At 70.1% G+C, this 18,301-nt stretch carries 15 protein-coding genes; 7 read left to right on the top strand and 8 right to left on the bottom strand.

Going from position 1 to position 18,301, the window contains the following annotated elements; translation table 11 throughout:
* Positions 1-228: 228 nt before the first annotated feature.
* The 4 genes from VGF64_13705 to VGF64_13690 all read left to right on the top strand — a co-directional run bounded on the left by VGF64_13705 (position 229) and on the right by VGF64_13690 (position 4,176).
* Positions 229-1,773: an MFS transporter gene (locus tag VGF64_13705; protein ID HEY1635812.1), complete on the top strand. Its 1,545-nt coding sequence runs from the start codon at positions 229-231 to the stop codon at positions 1,771-1,773.
* Positions 1,773-2,366 carry a TetR-like C-terminal domain-containing protein gene (locus tag VGF64_13700; GenBank protein ID HEY1635811.1) on the top strand — a complete coding sequence of 198 codons (594 nt, stop codon included), beginning with the start codon at positions 1,773-1,775 and terminating at the stop codon, positions 2,364-2,366. The genes VGF64_13705 and VGF64_13700 overlap by 1 nt, the downstream gene beginning before the upstream one ends.
* Before the next feature lie 71 nt (positions 2,367-2,437).
* Positions 2,438-3,349: an alpha/beta hydrolase gene (locus tag VGF64_13695; GenBank protein ID HEY1635810.1), complete on the top strand. Its 912-nt coding sequence runs from the start codon at positions 2,438-2,440 to the stop codon at positions 3,347-3,349.
* Positions 3,346-4,176 carry an aminotransferase class IV gene (locus VGF64_13690; protein HEY1635809.1) on the top strand — a complete coding sequence of 277 codons (831 nt, stop codon included), beginning with the start codon at positions 3,346-3,348 and terminating at the stop codon, positions 4,174-4,176. Before VGF64_13695 ends, VGF64_13690 begins: the two co-directional genes overlap by 4 nt.
* Positions 4,177-4,202: 26 nt before the next feature.
* Here the strand turns inward: VGF64_13690 and VGF64_13685 are convergent, their stop codons facing one another.
* A complete protein-coding gene (locus VGF64_13685) occupies positions 4,203-5,150 on the bottom strand; it encodes a protein kinase (protein HEY1635808.1) in 948 nt (315 codons plus the stop codon).
* Positions 5,151-5,255: 105 nt separating this feature from the next.
* On the opposite strand from VGF64_13685, the gene pdxH reads away from it, so the two are divergent.
* Positions 5,256-5,837: a pyridoxamine 5'-phosphate oxidase gene (gene pdxH, locus VGF64_13680; protein HEY1635807.1), complete on the top strand. Its 582-nt coding sequence runs from the start codon at positions 5,256-5,258 to the stop codon at positions 5,835-5,837.
* A gap of 4 nt (positions 5,838-5,841) precedes the next feature.
* Here pdxH and VGF64_13675 read toward each other — a convergent pair whose 3' ends face one another.
* From VGF64_13675 to VGF64_13660, 4 genes are all read right to left on the bottom strand, one after another.
* Positions 5,842-6,720 (bottom strand): ABC transporter permease, encoded by an 879-nt coding sequence (locus VGF64_13675; GenBank protein ID HEY1635806.1) that lies wholly within the window; start codon positions 6,718-6,720, stop codon positions 5,842-5,844.
* Complete coding sequence (locus tag VGF64_13670; GenBank protein ID HEY1635805.1) at positions 6,720-7,694, bottom strand: ATP-binding cassette domain-containing protein; 975 nt, start codon at positions 7,692-7,694, stop codon at positions 6,720-6,722. The genes VGF64_13675 and VGF64_13670 overlap by 1 nt, the downstream gene beginning before the upstream one ends.
* A 114-nt stretch (positions 7,695-7,808) precedes the next feature.
* Positions 7,809-8,831, bottom strand: coding sequence for a hypothetical protein (locus tag VGF64_13665; GenBank protein HEY1635804.1), 1,023 nt, complete (start codon positions 8,829-8,831; stop codon positions 7,809-7,811).
* A gap of 7 nt (positions 8,832-8,838) precedes the next feature.
* Complete coding sequence (locus VGF64_13660; protein ID HEY1635803.1) at positions 8,839-9,768, bottom strand: MBL fold metallo-hydrolase; 930 nt, start codon at positions 9,766-9,768, stop codon at positions 8,839-8,841.
* Positions 9,769-9,807: 39 nt separating this feature from the next.
* Between VGF64_13660 and VGF64_13655 the strand changes: the two genes are divergently transcribed.
* Positions 9,808-10,737 (top strand): fumarylacetoacetate hydrolase family protein, encoded by a 930-nt coding sequence (locus VGF64_13655; protein ID HEY1635802.1) that lies wholly within the window; start codon positions 9,808-9,810, stop codon positions 10,735-10,737.
* 18 nt (positions 10,738-10,755) lie between these two features.
* Here the strand turns inward: VGF64_13655 and VGF64_13650 are convergent, their stop codons facing one another.
* Positions 10,756-11,139 (bottom strand): Rv0909 family putative TA system antitoxin, encoded by a 384-nt coding sequence (locus VGF64_13650; GenBank protein HEY1635801.1) that lies wholly within the window; start codon positions 11,137-11,139, stop codon positions 10,756-10,758.
* A 19-nt stretch (positions 11,140-11,158) separates the two neighbouring features.
* A complete protein-coding gene (locus VGF64_13645; GenBank protein HEY1635800.1) occupies positions 11,159-15,580 on the bottom strand; it encodes a DEAD/DEAH box helicase in 4,422 nt (1,473 codons plus the stop codon).
* A 124-nt stretch (positions 15,581-15,704) separates the two neighbouring features.
* Here VGF64_13645 and VGF64_13640 point away from each other — a divergent pair, with 124 nt between their 5' ends.
* Positions 15,705-16,469: a hypothetical protein gene (locus tag VGF64_13640; GenBank protein HEY1635799.1), complete on the top strand. Its 765-nt coding sequence runs from the start codon at positions 15,705-15,707 to the stop codon at positions 16,467-16,469.
* Here the strand turns inward: VGF64_13640 and VGF64_13635 are convergent.
* Entirely contained in the window at positions 16,449-18,281 is a 1,833-nt protein-coding gene (locus tag VGF64_13635; protein ID HEY1635798.1) for an APC family permease, read from the bottom strand. The two genes, VGF64_13640 and VGF64_13635, sit on opposite strands and share 21 nt — an antisense overlap.
* Positions 18,282-18,301: the final 20 nt, after the last annotated feature.

Here is an 18,301-nt window from a genome sequence, read left to right as displayed (position 1 = left end):
CTCGCCGCGAGACACCGCGGTGCAGCGCCTCCTTCCAAGTCGGGTCCCCAGCGACCGTCCCCACGGTTTGTGAGGCTACGCCTTCGGTCCACAAAACACCACGTGACGTGGGCCACAGCCACGGTCTGGTCAAAGATGTTGCCCAGTCCAGACTTTGGATACGATACGTTGCGTAGCTGATGGCGGCGCTCGGGCGGGCGCCAGGTGCACACCACTCCGGGAGGTCACATGGTCGATCGAAAGTGGATGACGCTCACCGCCGTGTCGGTGGGCACGTTCATGCTGCTGCTCGACATCACGATCGTGAACATCGCCCTCCCCGATATTCAGCGTTCGCTCCACTCCAGCTTCTCCGACCTCCAGTGGGTGGTGGACGCCTACGCCCTCACCCTGGCCGCGGTGCTGCTGGTCTCGGGATCGGTGGCCGATCTCATCGGGCGTCGCCGGATCTTCACGATCGGCCTCGTCGTCTTCTCGACCGCGTCGCTGCTGTGCGGCCTGGCCGTCAATCCGCTGATGTTGACGTCGTCCCGAGCCCTCCAGGGCATCGGCGGGGCCATGATGTTCGCCACCTCGCTGGCCCTGATCGCCCAGGCCTTCCGGGGACCGGAGCGGGCGACGGCGTTCGGGATTCTCGGGGCCGTGATCGGCGGCGCCGTGGCGATCGGTCCTCTCCTCGGGGGCGTGTTGACCGACGCCTTCGGCTGGGAGTCGATATTCCTCGTCAACGTCCCCATTGGTGTCCTGGCCGTCGCGTTCACCCTGCGCTATGTGACCGAGTCACGCGACCCAAGTCCCAGTCGGGTCGACGTGCCTGGAGCCGTCACCTTCAGCGGAGCGCTGGCCCTGCTGGTCTATGCCCTGATCCGTGGCAACAGCGACGGCTGGACGAGCCCTCTGATCCTGTCCTTCCTCATCGGCTCGGGTGTGGCCATGGTGGCATTCGTGACGATCGAGGCCCGGAGAAGGCACCCGATGCTCGATCTCAGCCTCTTCCGCAAGCCCGCCTTCGTGGGCGCCTCGACGACGGCCTTCTTCATCGCCGCCTCGATGTTCTCGATGTTCCTCTACATCAGCCTGTATCTCCAGAACGTCCTCGGCTACAGCCCCCTCAAGGCCGGCCTCGTCTACCTTCCCGTCACCCTCCTCGCGTTCGTCGTCGCCCCGATCGCCGGGAAGCTGTCGGCCCGGGTGCCGATCCGCATCTTCCTCGCTGGAGGGCTGGCGCTGGTGGGAATCGCCCTGGTCCTCATGGGCGGCCGGCAGCTCGGCGCCACGTGGACCGGGCTGCTGCCCGGCTTCATCCTGGCCGGCATCGGGATCGGGATGATCAACCCGCCGCTGGCCTCGGCCGCCGTCGGGGTGGTCGAGCCGGCGCGCAGTGGCATGGCGTCCGGCATCAACAACACCTTCCGCCAGGTCGGGCTCGCCACCGGGATCGCCTATCTGGGGGCGCTCTTCCAGAGCCAGGTCCAGAGCAAGCTGGGCGACCTGTTGGCCGGCACCCCGGCCGCCGCCCACACCAGCCAGATCGCCCAGGGCGTCGCCGCCGGCGGCAGCCAGCAGGTCCTCTCCGCAGTGCCACCCCAGTTCCGGGGAACGGTCAGCCACGCGGCCAACCAGGCCTTCATCAGCGGACTCAACGAGCTGTTCATCGTGGCCTCGGTGACCGCCTTCGTCGGGGCCGTGCTGGCGGCCGTGCTGATCCGACAGCGGGACTTCGTCGTGACGTCGTACGAGCCCGATGCCGCCGCCGCGGTGGGGGCGTCCTAGTGGTCGACGCCGCTGGCCCGGTGGCCTCCCGCGGCCGGCCGCGGGACGAGCAGACCGATGAGGCGATCCTCGCGACCACGCTGCGGTTGTTGAAGCACAGCGGCTACCGGCATTTGTCGGTCGAGGCGGTCGCGGCCGGGGCGGGCGTGGCCAAGACGACGATCTACCGGCGCTACCGCAACAAGGCCGACCTGGCCACCGCCGCCCTGGCCGCCATGATCCCGGTCGACGAGCTCCTGCCGGCATCCGACGACCCGCAGCGCGATCTGGTGGACTTCCTGGACAACTTCGAGAGGGTCCACGAAGACGTCGGCCTCGACGTGATCGCGTCGCTGTTGGGCGACGGGGAAGACTCCGAGTTCACCGAGCTGCATCGTCAGCGCATCATTCACCCCCGTCAGCGGCGCAGTCGAGAGCTGTTGCGGCGAGCCCAGGAGCTCGGCCTCATCCGCCCCGATGCCGACCTCGACCTGGTCATGGAGATGCTCATCGGTTCATTCATCGCCCGCCATCTGGCCGGCAGGAAGCGCCCGCCGAGGTGGGCCGAGACCGCCGTGGCCACGGTGTGGAAGGGGCTCGAGCTCCGCCGCTGACGAGCTACAAGACGGTCGCGGCGGTCGACACGCTCCGGTGTCGCTCACGCCGAACCCCGTAGGCTGGGGGAATGACGGCCGAGGCCTTCGACCCATCCGATCACTCCATCGTCCCGATACGGGGCCGATCAACCGGCCGTACCACCCGCGCCGCCGACACCCGGACCTTCCGCTTCGAGGGGCGGGAGCTGGCGTACGAGGTACACGGCGAGGGCGACCGCCTACTCGTCTACCTGCACGGCATCCTCCTCGACGCGGACATCAACCGGGGGATCGCCGAGGCGCTGGCCCGCCGGGGCAACAAGGTCGTGCTCCTCGACCTGCTCGGGCACGGGCGGAGCGACAAGCCCGAGCACGCCTCGCTGTACCGCATCGACCTCTACGCCCATCAGGTCTTCGCCCTGCTCGACGAGCTGGGCGCCGACCAGGCGGTCCTCGGCGGCGTCTCGCTCGGCGCCAACGTGAGCCTCCAGGCAGCCGTGCTGAACCCGGAACGGGTCCGTGGGCTCGTGCTCGAGATGCCGGCGCTCGAGTGGGCCGTGCCGGCGGCAGCGGTGCTGTTCGTGCCGCTCGTGCTGGCGCTGCACTACGCCACACCCTTCGCCGCTGCCCTCAGCAGGCTGGCGCGAGGCCTCCCGAGAACGCCCTTCGCCCCGCTCAACAGCTTCGTCAACGCGGCGTCGCTCTCGCCCGGGCAGATGGCGGCCGTGCTCCACGGCATCCTCGTCGGCCCCACTGCGCCCTCGGTCGAGGAGCGGCGCACCATCGACGTGCCAGCCTTGGTGCTGGGCCACCGGAACGACCTCATCCACCCGTTGAACGACGCGACCAACCTCGTGCGCGAGCTACCAGACAGTCACCTGGTGCGGGCCCGCTCCCCGTTGGAGCTGCGGCTGTGGCCGGACCGCCTCACGCAAGAGATGGCCGATTTCCTGGCTGACGTGTGGGCCACCGACGAGAGCTCCACCAACGCCGGTCCATGAAGGTGTGGGTGAACGGGGAGCTGCTCGAGCATGACGACTCCCAGGTCGGCGTCTTCGACCACGGCCTTACCGTCGGCGACGGTGTCTTCGAGACGATCGCCGTGCGCGACGGCCGTCCCCTGGCCGCCACCCGGCACCTCACCCGCCTGGTGCGGTCGGCCGTCGCCCTCGGCCTGCCGGCTCCTGAGACCGGCGCCCTGCGCGCCGCCGTCGATCAGGTGACCACCGCCAGTGGCGCCACCGACGCAGTCATGCGGCTCGTCTACACGAGCGGGACAGGGCCGCTCGGCTCCGACCGGGGGAACGGGACGCCGACGACGGCCGTGCTGCTGGGCCCGCTCCCGGATCGCCCTCCGATCACCGATGTCGTCACGGTCCCGTGGCCGCGCAACGAGCGAGGCGCCCTCGTCGGGATCAAGACCACGTCGTACGCCGAGAACGTGCTGGCCCTGGCCGAGGCAAGGCGACACGGGGCAACGGAGGCGATCTTCGCCAACACGGCCGGCAACCTCTGCGAGGGAAGCGGCACCAACGTCTTCCTGGTTGTCGACGGTCTGCTGCTGACCCCGCCGCTGTCGGCCGGCTGCCTGGGCGGGGTGACGAGGAACTTGATCATCGAGTGCTGCGGGCTCGACGTCGTCGAACGTGACGCCCCCATCGCGGCCCTCGCCCGAGCCGAGGAGGCCTTCCTCACCTCGGCCACTCGCAACGTGCAGGCGATTCGGGCCGTCGACGGGACCGCGCTGCCCGCTTCCCCAGGGCCGCGGACGCAGACGGCGGCGGCAGCCTACGCCAACCTTCAAGCGATGAACCCCGACCCCGTGTAGCTCGGCTGACACCCAGCCGACGAACGTCAATCGACGAAGAGCTGCTCCATGTTGCCCGTCGACGCTGTGCGCCCGGCGGGGACGAACTCCCGCCAACCGTCGTCCGCGCGTCGATCGAGGTGAGAGCCGACCAACGAGAGGCTCGACGGGTCCTGGGCGACAGATCGCACCCAGGACGAGTCCATCTCGGCCGCCGAGGCGAAGCGCCGGCCCGGGTCCTTCTCCAGTGCCCGCATCACGACGCGCTCGACTTCGACGTGCACGGTCGGCAGCCACGACCGCAACGGTGCTGGCTGATCATTGTGGTGCTTGAGAGCGACAGCCAGGACGCTGGGACCGACGAACGGGGGCTGTCCGGCTAGGCACTCGTACAGCACACAGCCCAGAGAATAGAGGTCGGACGCGGGCGTCACGGGGCGACCAGCCGCCTGCTCGGGCGAGACATAGGCGGCGGTGCCGATGACCATCCCTGCCGGGCTCAGGTCTGTCGTGTCCTCGGCCGCCTTGGCGATGCCGAAGTCGGCCACCTTCACCACGTCAGCGGAGTTGATCAAGATGTTCGCTGGCTTGATGTCGCGATGCACGATGCCACGGGCGTGCGCGTGCGACAGCGCGGCGAGCACCTGGCGACCAAGGCGGGTCGCATGGCCCAGGGCCACCGGTCCCACGGCAGACGAGAGGATCGAACGCAGGGACTCACCCTCGACCAGCTCCATCACCATGAAGAGGGTCTCGCCGTCCTGGCCCGAGTCGTGGACGGTGACGATGTTCGGATGCGTCAAGCGGGCAGCGTGGTGCGACTCTCGCTCGAAGCGCCCACGGAAGCCCTCGTCTTGGGCCAGGCCCTCGTGGAGGATCTTGACGGCCACCGGGCGCCCGAGGATGAGGTCCTCGCCACGCCAGACGGTAGCCATCCCGCCCCATCCAAGCCTGTGGACAAGTTGATATCGGCCGCCTACGACCAACGGTGGCATCGCTGCTCCCCCCGGGTTGTCATACGGCCACCGCCCTCTGGCTCGCAAAGACACTGTAACGCCTGTGTTTGATTCGCGCATCACCTAGCGGCGCACAATCGTGCTGTGGCCATTCTGCGAGAGGAGGATCTCGATCCTGACCCGATACGACAGTTCCGGCGCTGGCACGAGGAGGCCGCCACCGACGCCATGGTGGTGGCGACGGGGACGCCGGACGGCGTGCCTGCAGGACGCGTGGTCCTGCTGAAAGACGTCGATCACCGGGGGTTCGTCTTCTACACCAGCTACGAGAGCGCAAAGGCCTCGGATCTACGCGCCAATCCCCGGGCCGCCCTCGTCTTCCACTGGCCTCCCGATCACCAGGTCCGGGTGGGCGGAGCCGTCCACGGCGTCTCCCGCCAGGAGACCGAGGACTACTGGCGGACGCGTCCCCGCGCCAGCCAGATCGGGGCGTGGGCCTCACACCAGAGCGCAGTCATCCCCGGGCGCCACGTCCTCGAAGATCGCGTGGCCGAGCTCGTCGAGCGCTTCGGCGACGGCGAGGTCCCCTGCCCGCCCACGTGGGGCGGCTACCGGGTCGTGCCGGACTGGATCGAGTTCTGGCACCACCAGGAGGACCGGCTCCACGACCGCCTGCGCTACCGCCGCCAGGGCGACGGCTGGATCCTCGAGCGCCTGTCGCCCTAAAGGTCTACGCGAGCACCCGCTTGCGAAAATGCCGGAACCCGTACCACAGAAACACGACGCAGAACCCGATGAGCACCGGATAGATGATGTACAGGTGCATGTGGGGCGCTCTGGTCAGCGCGGCCCGGAATCCCTCCGTGACGTAGATGAGCGGGTTGATCAGCACCACCGTCTGCAGCCACGACCATCCCCCGATCTTCAGGCCGGAGAGGCTCGTCCAGGGGTAGTAGGTGCCACCGAGGAAGGTCATGGGCAGCACCAGGAACCCGAAGATGGCCCCGATGTTGCGGGGCTCGACCCGCGAGCCGATGAGCAGACCGAGGCTGGCGCACATGACACAGGTCAGCGGGATGAGTGTCACCACGACGGGCCAGTGGATGGCGAGGTGGGCGGTCACGTTCTTGGCGTGCACCACGGAGGCGATGGGGAAGACGATGAGGGCTGCGATGAGTCCCTGGATCGCCCCGGTGGTGACCTTCCCCACGGCGACGAGCGTCACCGGGAGTGGTGCGAGCACCCGGTCCTGGATCTCCTTGGTGTAGCCGAACTCGGTCGCCATAGGGAGCGCGACGGACTGGATGCCCTGGAACATGATCGACAGGCCGACCACCCCGGCGACGAGGATGGTGGCGAACGCCGACTCGCCCGCCGTCCCCCGGCCGCCACCGATGCCCTGGCCGATGGTCGGGAAGACGTACAGGAACACGAACACCAGCAGAAACGGCTGGATGACCGTCCGCCCCAGGAACAGGCCGAGGTCCTTGCGCAGGACCGCCAGGTCCCGCTGGAGGAGGGCGACGAACGCGGCCCGGCTTGCCTGCACCGCCGAACGCGTCGGGTGGGTCACCACGCTGGAGGGTGCCTCGACACTGATCGTGGCCATCAGTCGCGCAGCTCCTTTCCGGTGAGGTTGATGAACACGGTCTCCAGGGTGGGCTCGGCGACCGACAGGTCGTTGACCTCGAACCCGCCCCGCTCGGCGGCCGTCACCACCTGGGGCAGGACGCGCGAGGCCCCCTTGACGTGGAGCCGTACCGTGCCGTCGACCTGGTGGGTCTGGGTGACGCCCTCGACCTCTCTCTCGAGCAGGTCAGCCAGGGAGGCGAGGTCGCCGTTGGCGCTCACCGTGACGATCGTGTCGGCCCCAACACTGGCCTTGAGGCCCGCCGGCGTGTCCAGGGCCAGGATCAGACCGTGGTCGATGATCGCCAACCGGTCGCACAGCTGGTCGGCCTCTTCCATGTAGTGCGTGCTCAGCAGGATCGTCTGCCCGCCGTCGTGCAGCAGGGTCAGGATCTCCCACAGGGCGATGCGGCTCTGGGGATCGAGGCCCGCGGTGGGCTCGTCCAGGAACAGGATCGCCGGCCGGTGCAGGATGGCTCGGGCCACCATGAGGCGCTGGGCCATCCCACCGGAGAGGGCGTAGACCGACGCCTCCCCCCACTTGGACAGCTGGAACAGGTCGAGCATGAAGTCGGCGGCGGACCGGGCGTCCTTGCTCGACATGCCGAAGAACCGGCCGTGGTAGAAGAGGTTCTCCCACACGTTGAGGGCGCGGTCCAGGGTGTTCTCCTGGGGCACCACGCCGATGACCTGCTTGGCAAGGGCCGGGTGGGCGACGACGTCGATCCCGGCCACGAAGGCCTCGCCGCTGGTCGGGATCACCCGGGTGGTGAGCATCCCCGCCGTCGTCGTCTTCCCGGCGCCGTTGGGGCCGAGCAGGCCGAAGATCTCGCCGGCGCCAACGGAGAGGTTGAGCGAGTCGACCGCCTTGAAATCAGTGCCCGGGTACACCTTGGTCAGGTCGACCGTCCTGATGATCTGCGCGTCCTCCGCCGGGCCCGGCGGGGTAGCCACCGGCCCGCTATCGACCGGACGTTCGGTTCTCTGCTCGCGGTCTACGCGCCCCATGGCCATGGCTGATCGTTCGCTCCACAAATGATTATCGGCCAAACGATACCCCGGACGAGCTCAGAGTCCTGTCTCCCGCAGCGTGGCCAGCCCGCCGGACGAGTCGACGGCCTGTCGCAGCTGGGCGGCGCCGGCTGGCCGTCCCTCGAGGTACCGGTCAAGGAAGTCGATCGACATCCGAGCGACCAGGTCGACCTGGCGCGTGAGCTGATCGCCCTGGTACGGGCTGCTGTGGGTGCCGCCGACGATCATCACCAGGGCCTTTGGCGGCCGGGCCCGGTTGTAGGCCAGGACGCTCGTGTCGGGGACCACCCTCTCGTCGGCGGAGCCCTGGATGAACAGCGCCGGTGGCGACGCCACCCGGCCGAAGTACGTGCCTCCGGGGAAGGGCAGCGGTGACCCCGCCATCACGACGACGGCCCTCACCCGCGGGTCGAGACAGCAGGTGTTGAAGGCGACTCCCATGGTCGTCACACCTCCGAGCGAGTGGCCGGCCAGCCCAATCCGCCCGCTGTCCACCATGCCGGCCAGCTCGACCGGCGGAGCCCGCACCATCTGGTCGATGACGAACCGGACGTCACCGGGTTGGTTGACGTAGTCGGCGACGACCGCACCACCGGGCGCGTGGGCGCCGGTCAGCGGGAACTCTGGGGCGGCGACCACGTACCCCGCCTCGGCCCACGAGCCGAGCAGGGCACCGAAGTCGGCCGGCGCGCCCCCGCTCCCGGGGGCGAAGACGACGAGCGGGAACGGTCCGGCGGCGGTGTCCGGCGGAGCGTTGGGCCGGGCGGCGGGGCCGGGCGGGCCGAGCGCCGGGTACAGCATCGTCGTCACCAGCGTGCGGCTGGGCTTGGCGGGGGCGCCGCCCTGCGCCGCCGTCGGCCGGCTGGTGTCGACGAACGGACGGACCAGCATGCCGACGGCGAAGGGCCCGGCCGGCGGTCGCCCCGTCGGCGCCGCCGTCGTCGCCGTGCCCGCGCTAGTCGAGGCCCCGTTGGAACCGGAGCCGCACGAGGCGACGACGAGAGCGGCGACCAGGCCCGCGCCTGCGATCGCCGCACGTCCTCCGCGCCGCAGCCTCATGGCGCGCTCAGTGGTACGAGGCCATCGCCTCGATCAGCTGCAACACGCCCGACCGCTCCCGCGTGGGGTCCAGCTCCCGGTAGATGCTGTCGACGGTGACGACGATCCGTTCGGTGTCCACCCAGCCCGCGAACGGGCCGAGGTCGATGTCGCGCACGGCGTCGGCGGCGGACATCCCCGCCTCGAACCGGCTGGTCGCCTCGTCCCGAACCCACACCAGATAGGCGCGCACCCCGCTCACGCCGCTGGCGCCGGTCACCGGACCGTGACCGGGGACGATGGTCTCGGCGCCGAGCGCGGTGATGCGATCGCACGCCGCGATCCAGTTGGCGATCGGACCGGCCCACATCACCGGCGTGACCCCCACGAAGAGGATGTCGCCGGTGAAGACGGTCCCGGCGTCAGGGACGTGGACGATGACGTCGCCCAGGGTGTGCGCGGGCCCGACCTCCAGGAGCTCAACCCGGCGGCCTCCCACGTCGAGGTCGAGGCGACCATCGAAGGTCCGGGTCGGCGACCGAAGCGTGATCTCGTCGAAGTGGAAGGGGCCGAAGGCGTCCTTCACGAATCCCGCCAGAGGCTCGTCGAGGTCGGCGGACACCAGCTGTCCGAGGAGCCCGGGCGGGGCGTCGGAGATCTCCGCCGCCGCGGCCCGGGATGCGATCACCTCGGCATCCGGGATCAGCTCGTTGCCGAAGCAGTGATCGCCGTTGGCGTGCGTGTTCACCACCGTGGAGATCGGCCGCCCCCCCAGCTGGCCGTGCATGGCCAACAGCATCTCGCCGGTCAGGCGCAGATCGAACAGGGTGTCGACGAGCAGCGCCTCGTCGTCACCGAGCACCAGCCCGGCGTTGCTCCAACCCCAGCCGCCGTCGGGTTGCAGGTAGGCGTACGCGCCGGGGCCGACAACATGGAGTCCTCGCTCGTAAGGGATCACGGGGTTTATCTTCGCCTCGGGCCGGAGAGGGTGTCGAGCATGCGCTGGGTCACGTACACGTCGCCGACCCTCGGTGCCGACCGTCCGGGCCTGGTTCGCGACGACCTGATCCGCGGCCTGGAGGAGCCTACGAGGCTGCTCGACCTGCTGGGCGACGAGGCGACGATGCACGCCGCGGCCCAGCGGGCCGTGTCGAGTCCCCTCGAGATCGTCCCGATCAGCGGCGCTCGTCTCCGCTCACCGGTCCCGATGCCCCCGTCGATTCGGGACTTCATGGCCTTCGAGTCCCACGTGGCCAACAGCCGCCGGCGCCTGGGCCAGGATGTCGACCCCGACTGGTACGAGCTGCCTGTCTTCTACTTCACCAACCCGGCCGCCGTCTGCGGGCCACACGACGACGTGGCTGTCTCGCCGGGCAGCTCCCAGTTCGACTACGAGCTGGAGATCGCCGCCGTCGTGGGCCGCCCCGGGACGAATCTCTCGCCCGAGCGGGCCGAATCGCACATCGCCGGCTACATGGTCCTGTGCGATTGGAGCGCGCGCGACCTCCAGATGCGGGAGATGCGCCAGCTCCTCGGACCCGCCAAGGGCAAGGACTCGGCCACGTCACTCGGTCCGGTCCTCGTGACACCGGACGAGCTCGAGTCGCGGCGTCAGGGCCGCGCCTACGACCTCGAGATGACCGCCTCGGTCAACGGGGTCCCGTACAGCCGGGGCAATCTCGCCGAGCTGTACTGGTCCTTCGGACAGATGCTCGCCTATGCCTCGCGGGGCACCCGGGTGGAGACCGGCGATGTGCTCGGGAGCGGCACAGTCGGCAGCGGCTGCATCCTCGAGCTGTCGGGCCTCCACGGCCTCGAGCGCTATCCGTGGCTCCGCCCGGGCGACGAGGTCCGCCTCGAGGTGGAGCAGCTGGGCGCCATCACCGCCACGATCACCGAGTCGGCACCGGTGTTACCGCTCAGATAACGGGGGATCGCCGGGGCGCTACTGATCCCCGGGGCTGGGCGGGCCCTCGTCGCCCTCGCCCTTCGACCCACCACCAGCGTCGCGTCGCTCGAGACGCTCCACGTACCCCTGGGCCTTGTCCGCCGTACCAGCGATCTTGTCGTGGTACTTGCCCTTGGTCTTGTCGTCGGCGGTCTTCGCCGCCTTGTCGATCGCTCCCGACATCGTGTCCTTGCGGTCGGCCGCCGCGTTCTGGGCCTTGCCGGCGAGCTCGTCGGCCTTGGCCTCGAGCTTGGCGGCGAGCTCCCCGGTCTTCTCGCCGGCCTTGTCGGCCTTCCCCGAGAGATCGTGGTCCGTCGCGGCCGCCTGGGCCTTGTCGGCCAGCTCCTCTGCCTTGGCCTTGGCCTTGTCGAACAATCCCATTGCCTCTCCCCTTCGTTGCCTACGCGTCTCGAACCTCGAAGGTACCCTGCGATCGTCCGACGGGGGGCGCCGAGCCTCCGAGCCCGGGGTCTACGGGCAGGCCATCGCGGTACACCACCCGGTTCGACCGAATTGCCGGGACTCGGGCGCCGGGAACCACGATGCCCACCAGGTTGAGCGGATCGGCGGCGCTGACGCGGACCACCTCGCCGGCGCGCTGGGCCCGCCGCACCCGACGCAGCTCCTCGACAGCGTCGGGCAGCGCGTACTGCTCGCCGACGAAGCCCGACACGAAGCGCCCGCCACGGATGAGACCCCTCGCCTCCATGCGACGGAGGGCCCAGATCACCTCGCGCCAGGGAACAGCCAGGTTCTCGCGGGTCATGAGATCCCAGAAGACCACTCCCCAGCGGGCCAGCAGCTGCTCGGCCACCGTCTCGGCCAAGCCGTCGGCGTCGTCAACGGATTGGGCGTCCGGCAGCAGGGCCCACCGGCCCTCTCCGCCCTCGCGCCACGCCGAGGCCCGGCGGCGGCCGAGGGCGCGCCTCCGGTCGTGGCCGTGCTGTCGCCGGCGCCACATCTCCCTGGCCGACAGGAGGGACCGAACGGCCTGGAACCCGTCGGCCGTGACCAGGCCTCGCGACACGAGATCCCACAAGCCCTCTTCCACCTCGACCGGAAGCCGCCGGGTGAACGCCCGCAGCTCCGAGTGGAACAGCGCTCCCCGGGCCTCGAGGGCTTCGAGAACCTCCCGGGCCGCCCCGTGGGCGGGCTCGACGGGCTCGGCGTCGCCCCGGTAGGCCTGGAGCAGCCACGGCAGGTCCTCTCGCACGGCGAAGGTGATGGGAGTGGCCCGGGACGGCGTGGCCGCGCCCCGTCGGGGCGACCCATCCGAGTCTTGTGACCGCACGCTTAGCCGTCCCCACGCCAGCTCGCCCGACCGGCACAGGTCCTCCAGCCACGGCGACTGGTATCCCTCGACGCGAGCCGGGAAGACGGCCTCCTCCCACGCGCCGGCGGCCACCTCGAAGCCCTGGACCTGATCGACGACGGCCAGCACACCCCGCCGCCCCTGGCGCTGGGCGCCCGGAGCGGCGTACTGCCACCGCAGGAGGAAGCGCATGAAGTCCTGAGCCGTCACGGGGTCGATCTCCTGCCGGAGCCGGGTCCGGGTGTAGGAGTGGATACGCGTGAGCAGTCGCCGCGCGCACCACTGCTCCTCGACCTCGACCCCTGGGTCGAACGAGCCGCGGATGGCGAAACCCTCGGCCTCCAGACGGCCGAGGGCGATGCGGACGGTCCCGGCCGACAACGCCGTCCGCTGCGCCAGGTCCTCCACCGTGACCGGGCCGGTCACGTCGAGGTGGCCGCGGATGACCTCGGGCGCCGTCTCGTCGGGGTCCGGCGGCGGGCCGGACGCCACGGCTGCGGGCACCGGGAGGTCAGGCGCAAACGCCGCCTCGGGCAGCAGCGCCTCGACCTCGCGGCGCCGCTCGATCGCGCACCAGAGTGCTCCCCCGGCGACCATCGCCGTCGTCGCCCGGCCGGCCGCCGGCAGCTGCTCGAACCAGTCCTGATGATCGGGCATGGGGCGGGCCACCACGAGCGACAGCAGCAGGTCGTGAAGCTCCTCGGCGTCGCGCAGCTCGGGTGCGGCCTCTTCTCGGACCCGGGCGATGGCAGTCTCGTCGAGCCGACCGAGCTGGTCGGCGTCCACGGGCAGGCTGCGGCGGAGCTGGACGGCTCGAGTGCGCCGCTCCTCGAGCGGGGCATCGTCGAGGAAGGTGTACGGCCGCCCGTTGAGTATCTCGTGGGCGAGGACGGACGGCTCGGCCGTCTCCACCAGGTGCACCCGAACTCCGCCCGTCTCCAGGCGTCCGACGAGGTGACGCAGTCCGTCGATGTCCATCGCCTCGTGGAGGCAGTCGTAGAGCGTCTGGCGCACGAGCAGGTGACCGGGAACGGCGACCGGTCCGGCGACGGCGTTCTCCTGACAAGCGGCCAGCGCCGGGAAGACGGCGGCCATCAGGTCGTCGGACTCCATGCGCTGGATGGGCAGCGGGTTCCGCCGTCCGCCCCTGAAGCGCAGCACGGCCAGGGCGCGGGTGAGGTTCCAGCGCCAGCGGGCGGTGAACATCGGCGATGCCAGGACCGCCTGGACGAGCACGTCCTCGACCGTGGGTGAGCGCAGCATCCTCGGCGTGTCGGCCAGCGGGAAGCTGTGCTGTGGCCCGAGCGACAGCACGACCGCATCGTCGTTGGCGGCGGCCTGGAGCTCGAAGTCGAAGGTGGCGCAGAACCGCTTGCGCAGGGCGAGCCCGAAACCTCGGTTGATCCGTCCACCGAAAGGCGTGTGGGCGACGAGCTGCATCCCCCCGGTCTCGTCGAAGAAGCGCTCGAACACGACGTCGTCGGTCGTCGGCAGGACTCCGAGGACGGCGCGCCCGGCGGCCAGGTACTCGACCATCTGGGTCGCCGCCTCGGCGTCGATGCCGCACACCTCGACCAGGTGGGCAACGGCGCCGGGCTTGTCGCCCGCGGCCAGCCTCTCGTCCACGGCCCGGCGCAGGCCCGAGACCTCGGCCGAGAGCTCGTCCGTACGGGCCGGTGCCTCGCCGAGCCAGAACGGAATGGTTGGGTGGACGCCCTCGGCATCGACGACCCGGACCACGCCCTGCTCCACGCGGCGGATCCGCCAGGAATGAGAGCCGAGGAGGAACACGTCGCCCGCCATCGACTCGATGGCGAAGTCCTCGTTGACCGTGCCGACGAAGGTGTCGTCGGGATCCAGCAGGACGCGGTAATCACCGACCTCGGGGATGGCTCCGCCGCTCGTCAGCGCGGCCAGGCGGGCACCCCGACGCCCCCGCAGCGAGCCGTTGACCCGGTCCCGGTGCACGTATGCGGCTCGCCGACCCCGGCCGGTCTGGACACCGTCGGACACGAAGTCGAGCACCCCTTCGTAGTCGGCGTCCTCGAGATCGGCGTACGGCGCCGCGTGCCGGAAGAGATCGAGCAGGTCTGTCTCCTTCCACTCCTCGGCCGCCACCTCGGCCACGACCTGCTGGGCGAGGATGTCGAGAGGCGCGACCGGAGGCTGGAGGGCGTCCAGGCGACCCGCTCGCACCGCGGTCAGGAGGGCGGCGCACTCCAGCAGCTCGTCCCGGGTCAGGGGAAACAGGCGACCCGAGGGCGTGCCCGCACGGGAGTGGTTCGAGCGACCCACCCGCTGGAGGAACGTGGCGATGCTCCTCGGTGAGCCGACCTGGCAGACGAGCTCTACCGGCCCGATGTCGATGCCGAGCTCGAGCGATGCCGTGGCGACCAGGGCTCTCAGATCGCCGGCCCGCAGCCGCGCTTCCACCCGCTGGCGCCGCTCCCGGGAGAGGCTGCCGTGATGGGCCGCCACCTGCTCCGGGCCGAGTCGCTCTCCCAGCTGGTGCGCCAACCGCTCCGACAGGCGGCGGGTGTTGACGAAGACCAGGGTCGTGCGGTGCTCCCGCACGTGGCCGGCGATCCGGTCGAGGACCTCCCCCAGCTGCTCGGTCGACGCGGCCGCGCCGAGCTCGGTGCCCGGGAGCTCGAGGGCGAGGTCGAGGTGGCGTTGATGGCCGCAGTCGACGATGGACGCCTCCGGTCGGTCGCCGACGCCGACGAGCAGGCGGCCGATGGCCTCGATCGGGCGCTGGGTGGCCGACAGGCCGATGCGCTGGGGGCGCCGACGGTGCTCCTGCGGGCCGCCCTCCCGGGCCGGCTGCTCGTCGGGGCCGGCCTCCCGGGCCGGCTGCTCGTCTGGGCCGGCCTCTCGGGCTGGCCCCTCCTGCACGTGCTCCAGGCGCTCGATGGTGAGGGCCAGGTGCGAGCCTCGCTTGTCGCGAGCCATGGTGTGGATCTCGTCCACGATCAGGGTGTCTACGTGGCGGAGCAGTGCCCTGCTCCGCTCGGCCGTGAGGAGCAGGTACAGGCTCTCAGGGGTCGTGATGAGGAAGGTCGGTGGCACCTTGAGCATGGCGGCGCGCGCCGAGCTCGGGGTGTCGCCGGTCCTGACGGCGACCGTCAGGTCGGGAGCGTCGAGGCCCAGCTCCCTCGCCGTCTCCTCGATCTCGCGCAGCGGACGCTCGAGGTTCTGATGGATGTCGACGGCGAGGGCCTTGAGCGGCGACACGTACACGACGCTGGTGCCGGCGACGCCCTCGCCCCGCTCGTGGGCCCGGTAGAGGGCGTCGATCGCCACGAGGAAGCCAGACAGCGTCTTGCCCGACCCCGTCGGAGCGGCGACGAGGGTGTCCCGCCCCGAGCGGATCTGCGGCCAACCCAGTCGCTGCGGCTCGGTGGGACCCTCGGGAAAGCGGCGCTCGAACCAGGAGCGAACGGCCGGGTGAAAGTCGGCGAGTGCGTCCTCCCCGAGGGGCGGTGCCGGGGACGGGGCGTGAGTGGTCATCGGCACTATTTCATCACAAGGGTGTTATTTCGAGCCATCGGATACCCGCGCAGCCAGGGGCCGCCGGCGGCGAGGAAGGGCCGCGTGTCCGGGGCGGCCGAGCCGCCGGAGCTACCGTGTCCGCGTGCTCCGGCTGTTTCCGCGCGTGCGAGGCGCGCCGCCATCGGCCAACGGGGCGTCCTCGTTCCATCTGTGGTGGCGTTTCGACCACCCCGAGCTGCTCGACGAGGTGACGGCGGTGCTGGAGGTCGTCGTCCCGCCGAGCGTGCCGCAGCTGTACTTCTGGGCCCTCCAGGCCGGTTTTCACGATGGGCAACACACCGTGGGCGCAGGTCACACCGGCCTCCAGTGGCTTCCGACCGGCTCACCGAAGCCAGCAGTCAACTGGGGCGGCTACCACGCGGGCGGTGGCGAGCTGGGCGGCTCGCTCTCGGGACTGCCCGGCCTGGACGGCAACCCCAACACGCGGTTGTTTCCGTGGCAAGCTCGGCGCCAATACGAGTTGTGGGTGCAGCGGGTGCCGTCATCACCTGGACCCGACGGCACGCACGTGTGGCGGGCCTCCGTGCGCGACCTGTCGTCGGGCGAGCAGACCGTGATCCGGGATCTGCACGTCCCCGGCCGCTACCTGGCCGACCCCGTCGTGTGGTCCGAGGTCTTCGCCCGTTGCGACGACCCCACGGTGACCGTCCGCTGGAGCCGCCTCCGGGCGGTCACGGCCGCCGGCCGCTCGATCGCCCCCGAGGCCGTGGCGGTGACCTACCAGGCGAGGAGTCAGGGCGGGTGCGACAACACGACCGCCCGTCTCGACGAGGACGGCGTGGCTCAGGACACCAACGCAGCGCGCAGCGTGCCCAACGGGAGTGTCCTACGCCTCGGGCCGGGTTGAGTCTTCACTCAGGCGGAAGGGCAGTCGGGCCACCACGACGTCCGTCTCTCGGCGGAGACGGCTGGCCAGGATGCCGCCACGCTGGTTCTGCAGGAGCTGGTGACGCCACTTCCGCGGCTCGATCTCGGATATCAGCACCACCACCCGACCGAGGGCCCGAACCTCGGGGGAGGTGACGTAATCGACGATCGGCGCCGCCACCGCGCGGCTGCGAGACCGCAGGACAACCAGCTCGACCCCCGGGTTCCACCTCGACCATTCGGCTTGGATCTCAGCGGCCTCGTCTTCGTCGTGCTGCGCGGTCACGGCGATCACCCGGTCGCCCATCGACTCTGCGAAGCTCAAGGCGTCGGCAATCAGGTTCGAGACCCGGTTGATGGGCACGATCACCACCGTCTCCGCCCGTGCGGGAGGTGGCGGCGTCGATCCCAGGCCCAGCGCCACCCCTGCCCTGCCGTAGTAGACGTACACCCGGCTGAACAAGAACATGAAGATGGGGATGGCGACCACCACGACCCAGGCACCCTCGGTGAACTTCGTGGTGAGGAAGATCAACAGGGCCGCCGCGGTCATCACCGCTCCGGTTCCGTTCAGCATTGCTCTGTTCCGCCAGCCCGGAGGCCGGGTCTTTCGCCAGTGCCGGACGAGCCCCGATTGCGAGAGGGTGAAACCGGTGAACACGCCGATGGCGTAGAGGGGGATCAACGAGTTGGTGTTGCCGTTGACCGCGATCAGCAGGATGCCCGCCAGGACAGCCAGGCTCACCACGCCGTACCGATAGACCTGCCGCTCACCCTTGAGGTGGAACACATGGGGCAGAAGGTTGTCGTAGGCGAGGATGCTGGCGAGATTCGGTAGCCCCCCGAAGGCGGTGTTGGCCGCCAGGCACAGGACGAGGGTGGTAGTCAGGTCGACCGTGAAGTACAACGCTCCGCGACCCACCGAGGCGCTGGTGATCTGGCTGAGCACGGTCACGTTGTGTCGCGGCGCGATGTGGAACTTCACGGTTAGCACGGCCAGTGCGATCAGCATGCTGCCGAGGATCGCCCCCAGCATGACCTCGGTGCGCATGGCCCGAACCGCCCGTGGCGCCCGGAAGGCGGGGACGTCGTTGGCGATGGCCTCCACGCCGGTGAGGGCGCTGGTGCCGTTGGCGAAGGCCTTGAGCAGCAGCAACACTCCCACCGTGCTCACCGCTCCGGCCGTCGGGGCCGGGATCACGCCGGAGCCGGGCGCCGGTCCCGAACGAAGCAGACCGGCGGCGATGACCACGTAGGTGCCGACGATGAACACGGCGGTCGGGATGATGAACAGCCGGGCGCTCGTCGCCAGTCCTCGTAGGTTGATGGCCGTCAGGAGGACGAGAATGATGAGACTCGCGATCAGCGGGTGCTTGGCCAGGCCCGGAAAGGCGGAGATCAGGGCGGCGACACCGGCGGCGATCGACACGGCAACGGTGAGCACGTAGTCGACGATCAGCGACGCGCCAGCCAGGAGGCTGGCGCGGTGGCCGAAGTTGTCCTTCGACACGGCGTAGGCGCCCCCACCGTTCGGATAGGCCTCGATCACCTGCCGGTAGGACAGGACGAGGAGCGCCAAGAGGAGCACGATCACGCCCGTGACCGGCTCGATCGCCGACAATGCGCCCGCCCCCGCTGTCGCGAGGACGACCAGCATCGCCTCGGGGCCGTACGAGATGGACGTCAGGGCGTCGAGCGAGAGCGCGGCCAGGCCCTGGACAGAAGTGATCTGCTCGCGCGACTCCTCCGTGCCTCTCCGTGCGGCGCCGAGATGTGGCCTCAGGTTGTGCACCTATCCCCCGACCCCGTGCC

Source organism: Acidimicrobiales bacterium (assembly GCA_036491125.1).
Lineage (GTDB): Bacteria > Actinomycetota > Acidimicrobiia > Acidimicrobiales > AC-9 > AC-9.
Note: the sequence above shows the minus strand (reverse complement) of the source record. Positions and strands in the feature narration are given on the sequence as shown.

Excerpts from the sequence above, each read along its gene's own strand:
- VGF64_13675 (HEY1635806.1), bottom strand. The coding sequence starts at position 6,720 with ATGGCCACGATCAGTGTCGAGGCACCCTCCAGCGTGGTGACCCACCCG.
- VGF64_13690 (HEY1635809.1), top strand. The coding sequence starts at position 3,346 with ATGAAGGTGTGGGTGAACGGGGAGCTGCTCGAGCATGACGACTCCCAG.
- VGF64_13685 (HEY1635808.1), bottom strand. The coding sequence starts at position 5,150 with ATGCCACCGTTGGTCGTAGGCGGCCGATATCAACTTGTCCACAGGCTT.
- VGF64_13655 (HEY1635802.1), top strand. The coding sequence starts at position 9,808 with ATGCGCTGGGTCACGTACACGTCGCCGACCCTCGGTGCCGACCGTCCG.
- VGF64_13705 (HEY1635812.1), top strand. The coding sequence starts at position 229 with ATGGTCGATCGAAAGTGGATGACGCTCACCGCCGTGTCGGTGGGCACG.
- VGF64_13650 (HEY1635801.1), bottom strand. The coding sequence starts at position 11,139 with ATGGGATTGTTCGACAAGGCCAAGGCCAAGGCAGAGGAGCTGGCCGAC.
- VGF64_13645 (HEY1635800.1), bottom strand. The coding sequence starts at position 15,580 with ATGACCACTCACGCCCCGTCCCCGGCACCGCCCCTCGGGGAGGACGCA.
- VGF64_13665 (HEY1635804.1), bottom strand. The coding sequence starts at position 8,831 with ATGAGGCTGCGGCGCGGAGGACGTGCGGCGATCGCAGGCGCGGGCCTG.
- VGF64_13695 (HEY1635810.1), top strand. The coding sequence starts at position 2,438 with ATGACGGCCGAGGCCTTCGACCCATCCGATCACTCCATCGTCCCGATA.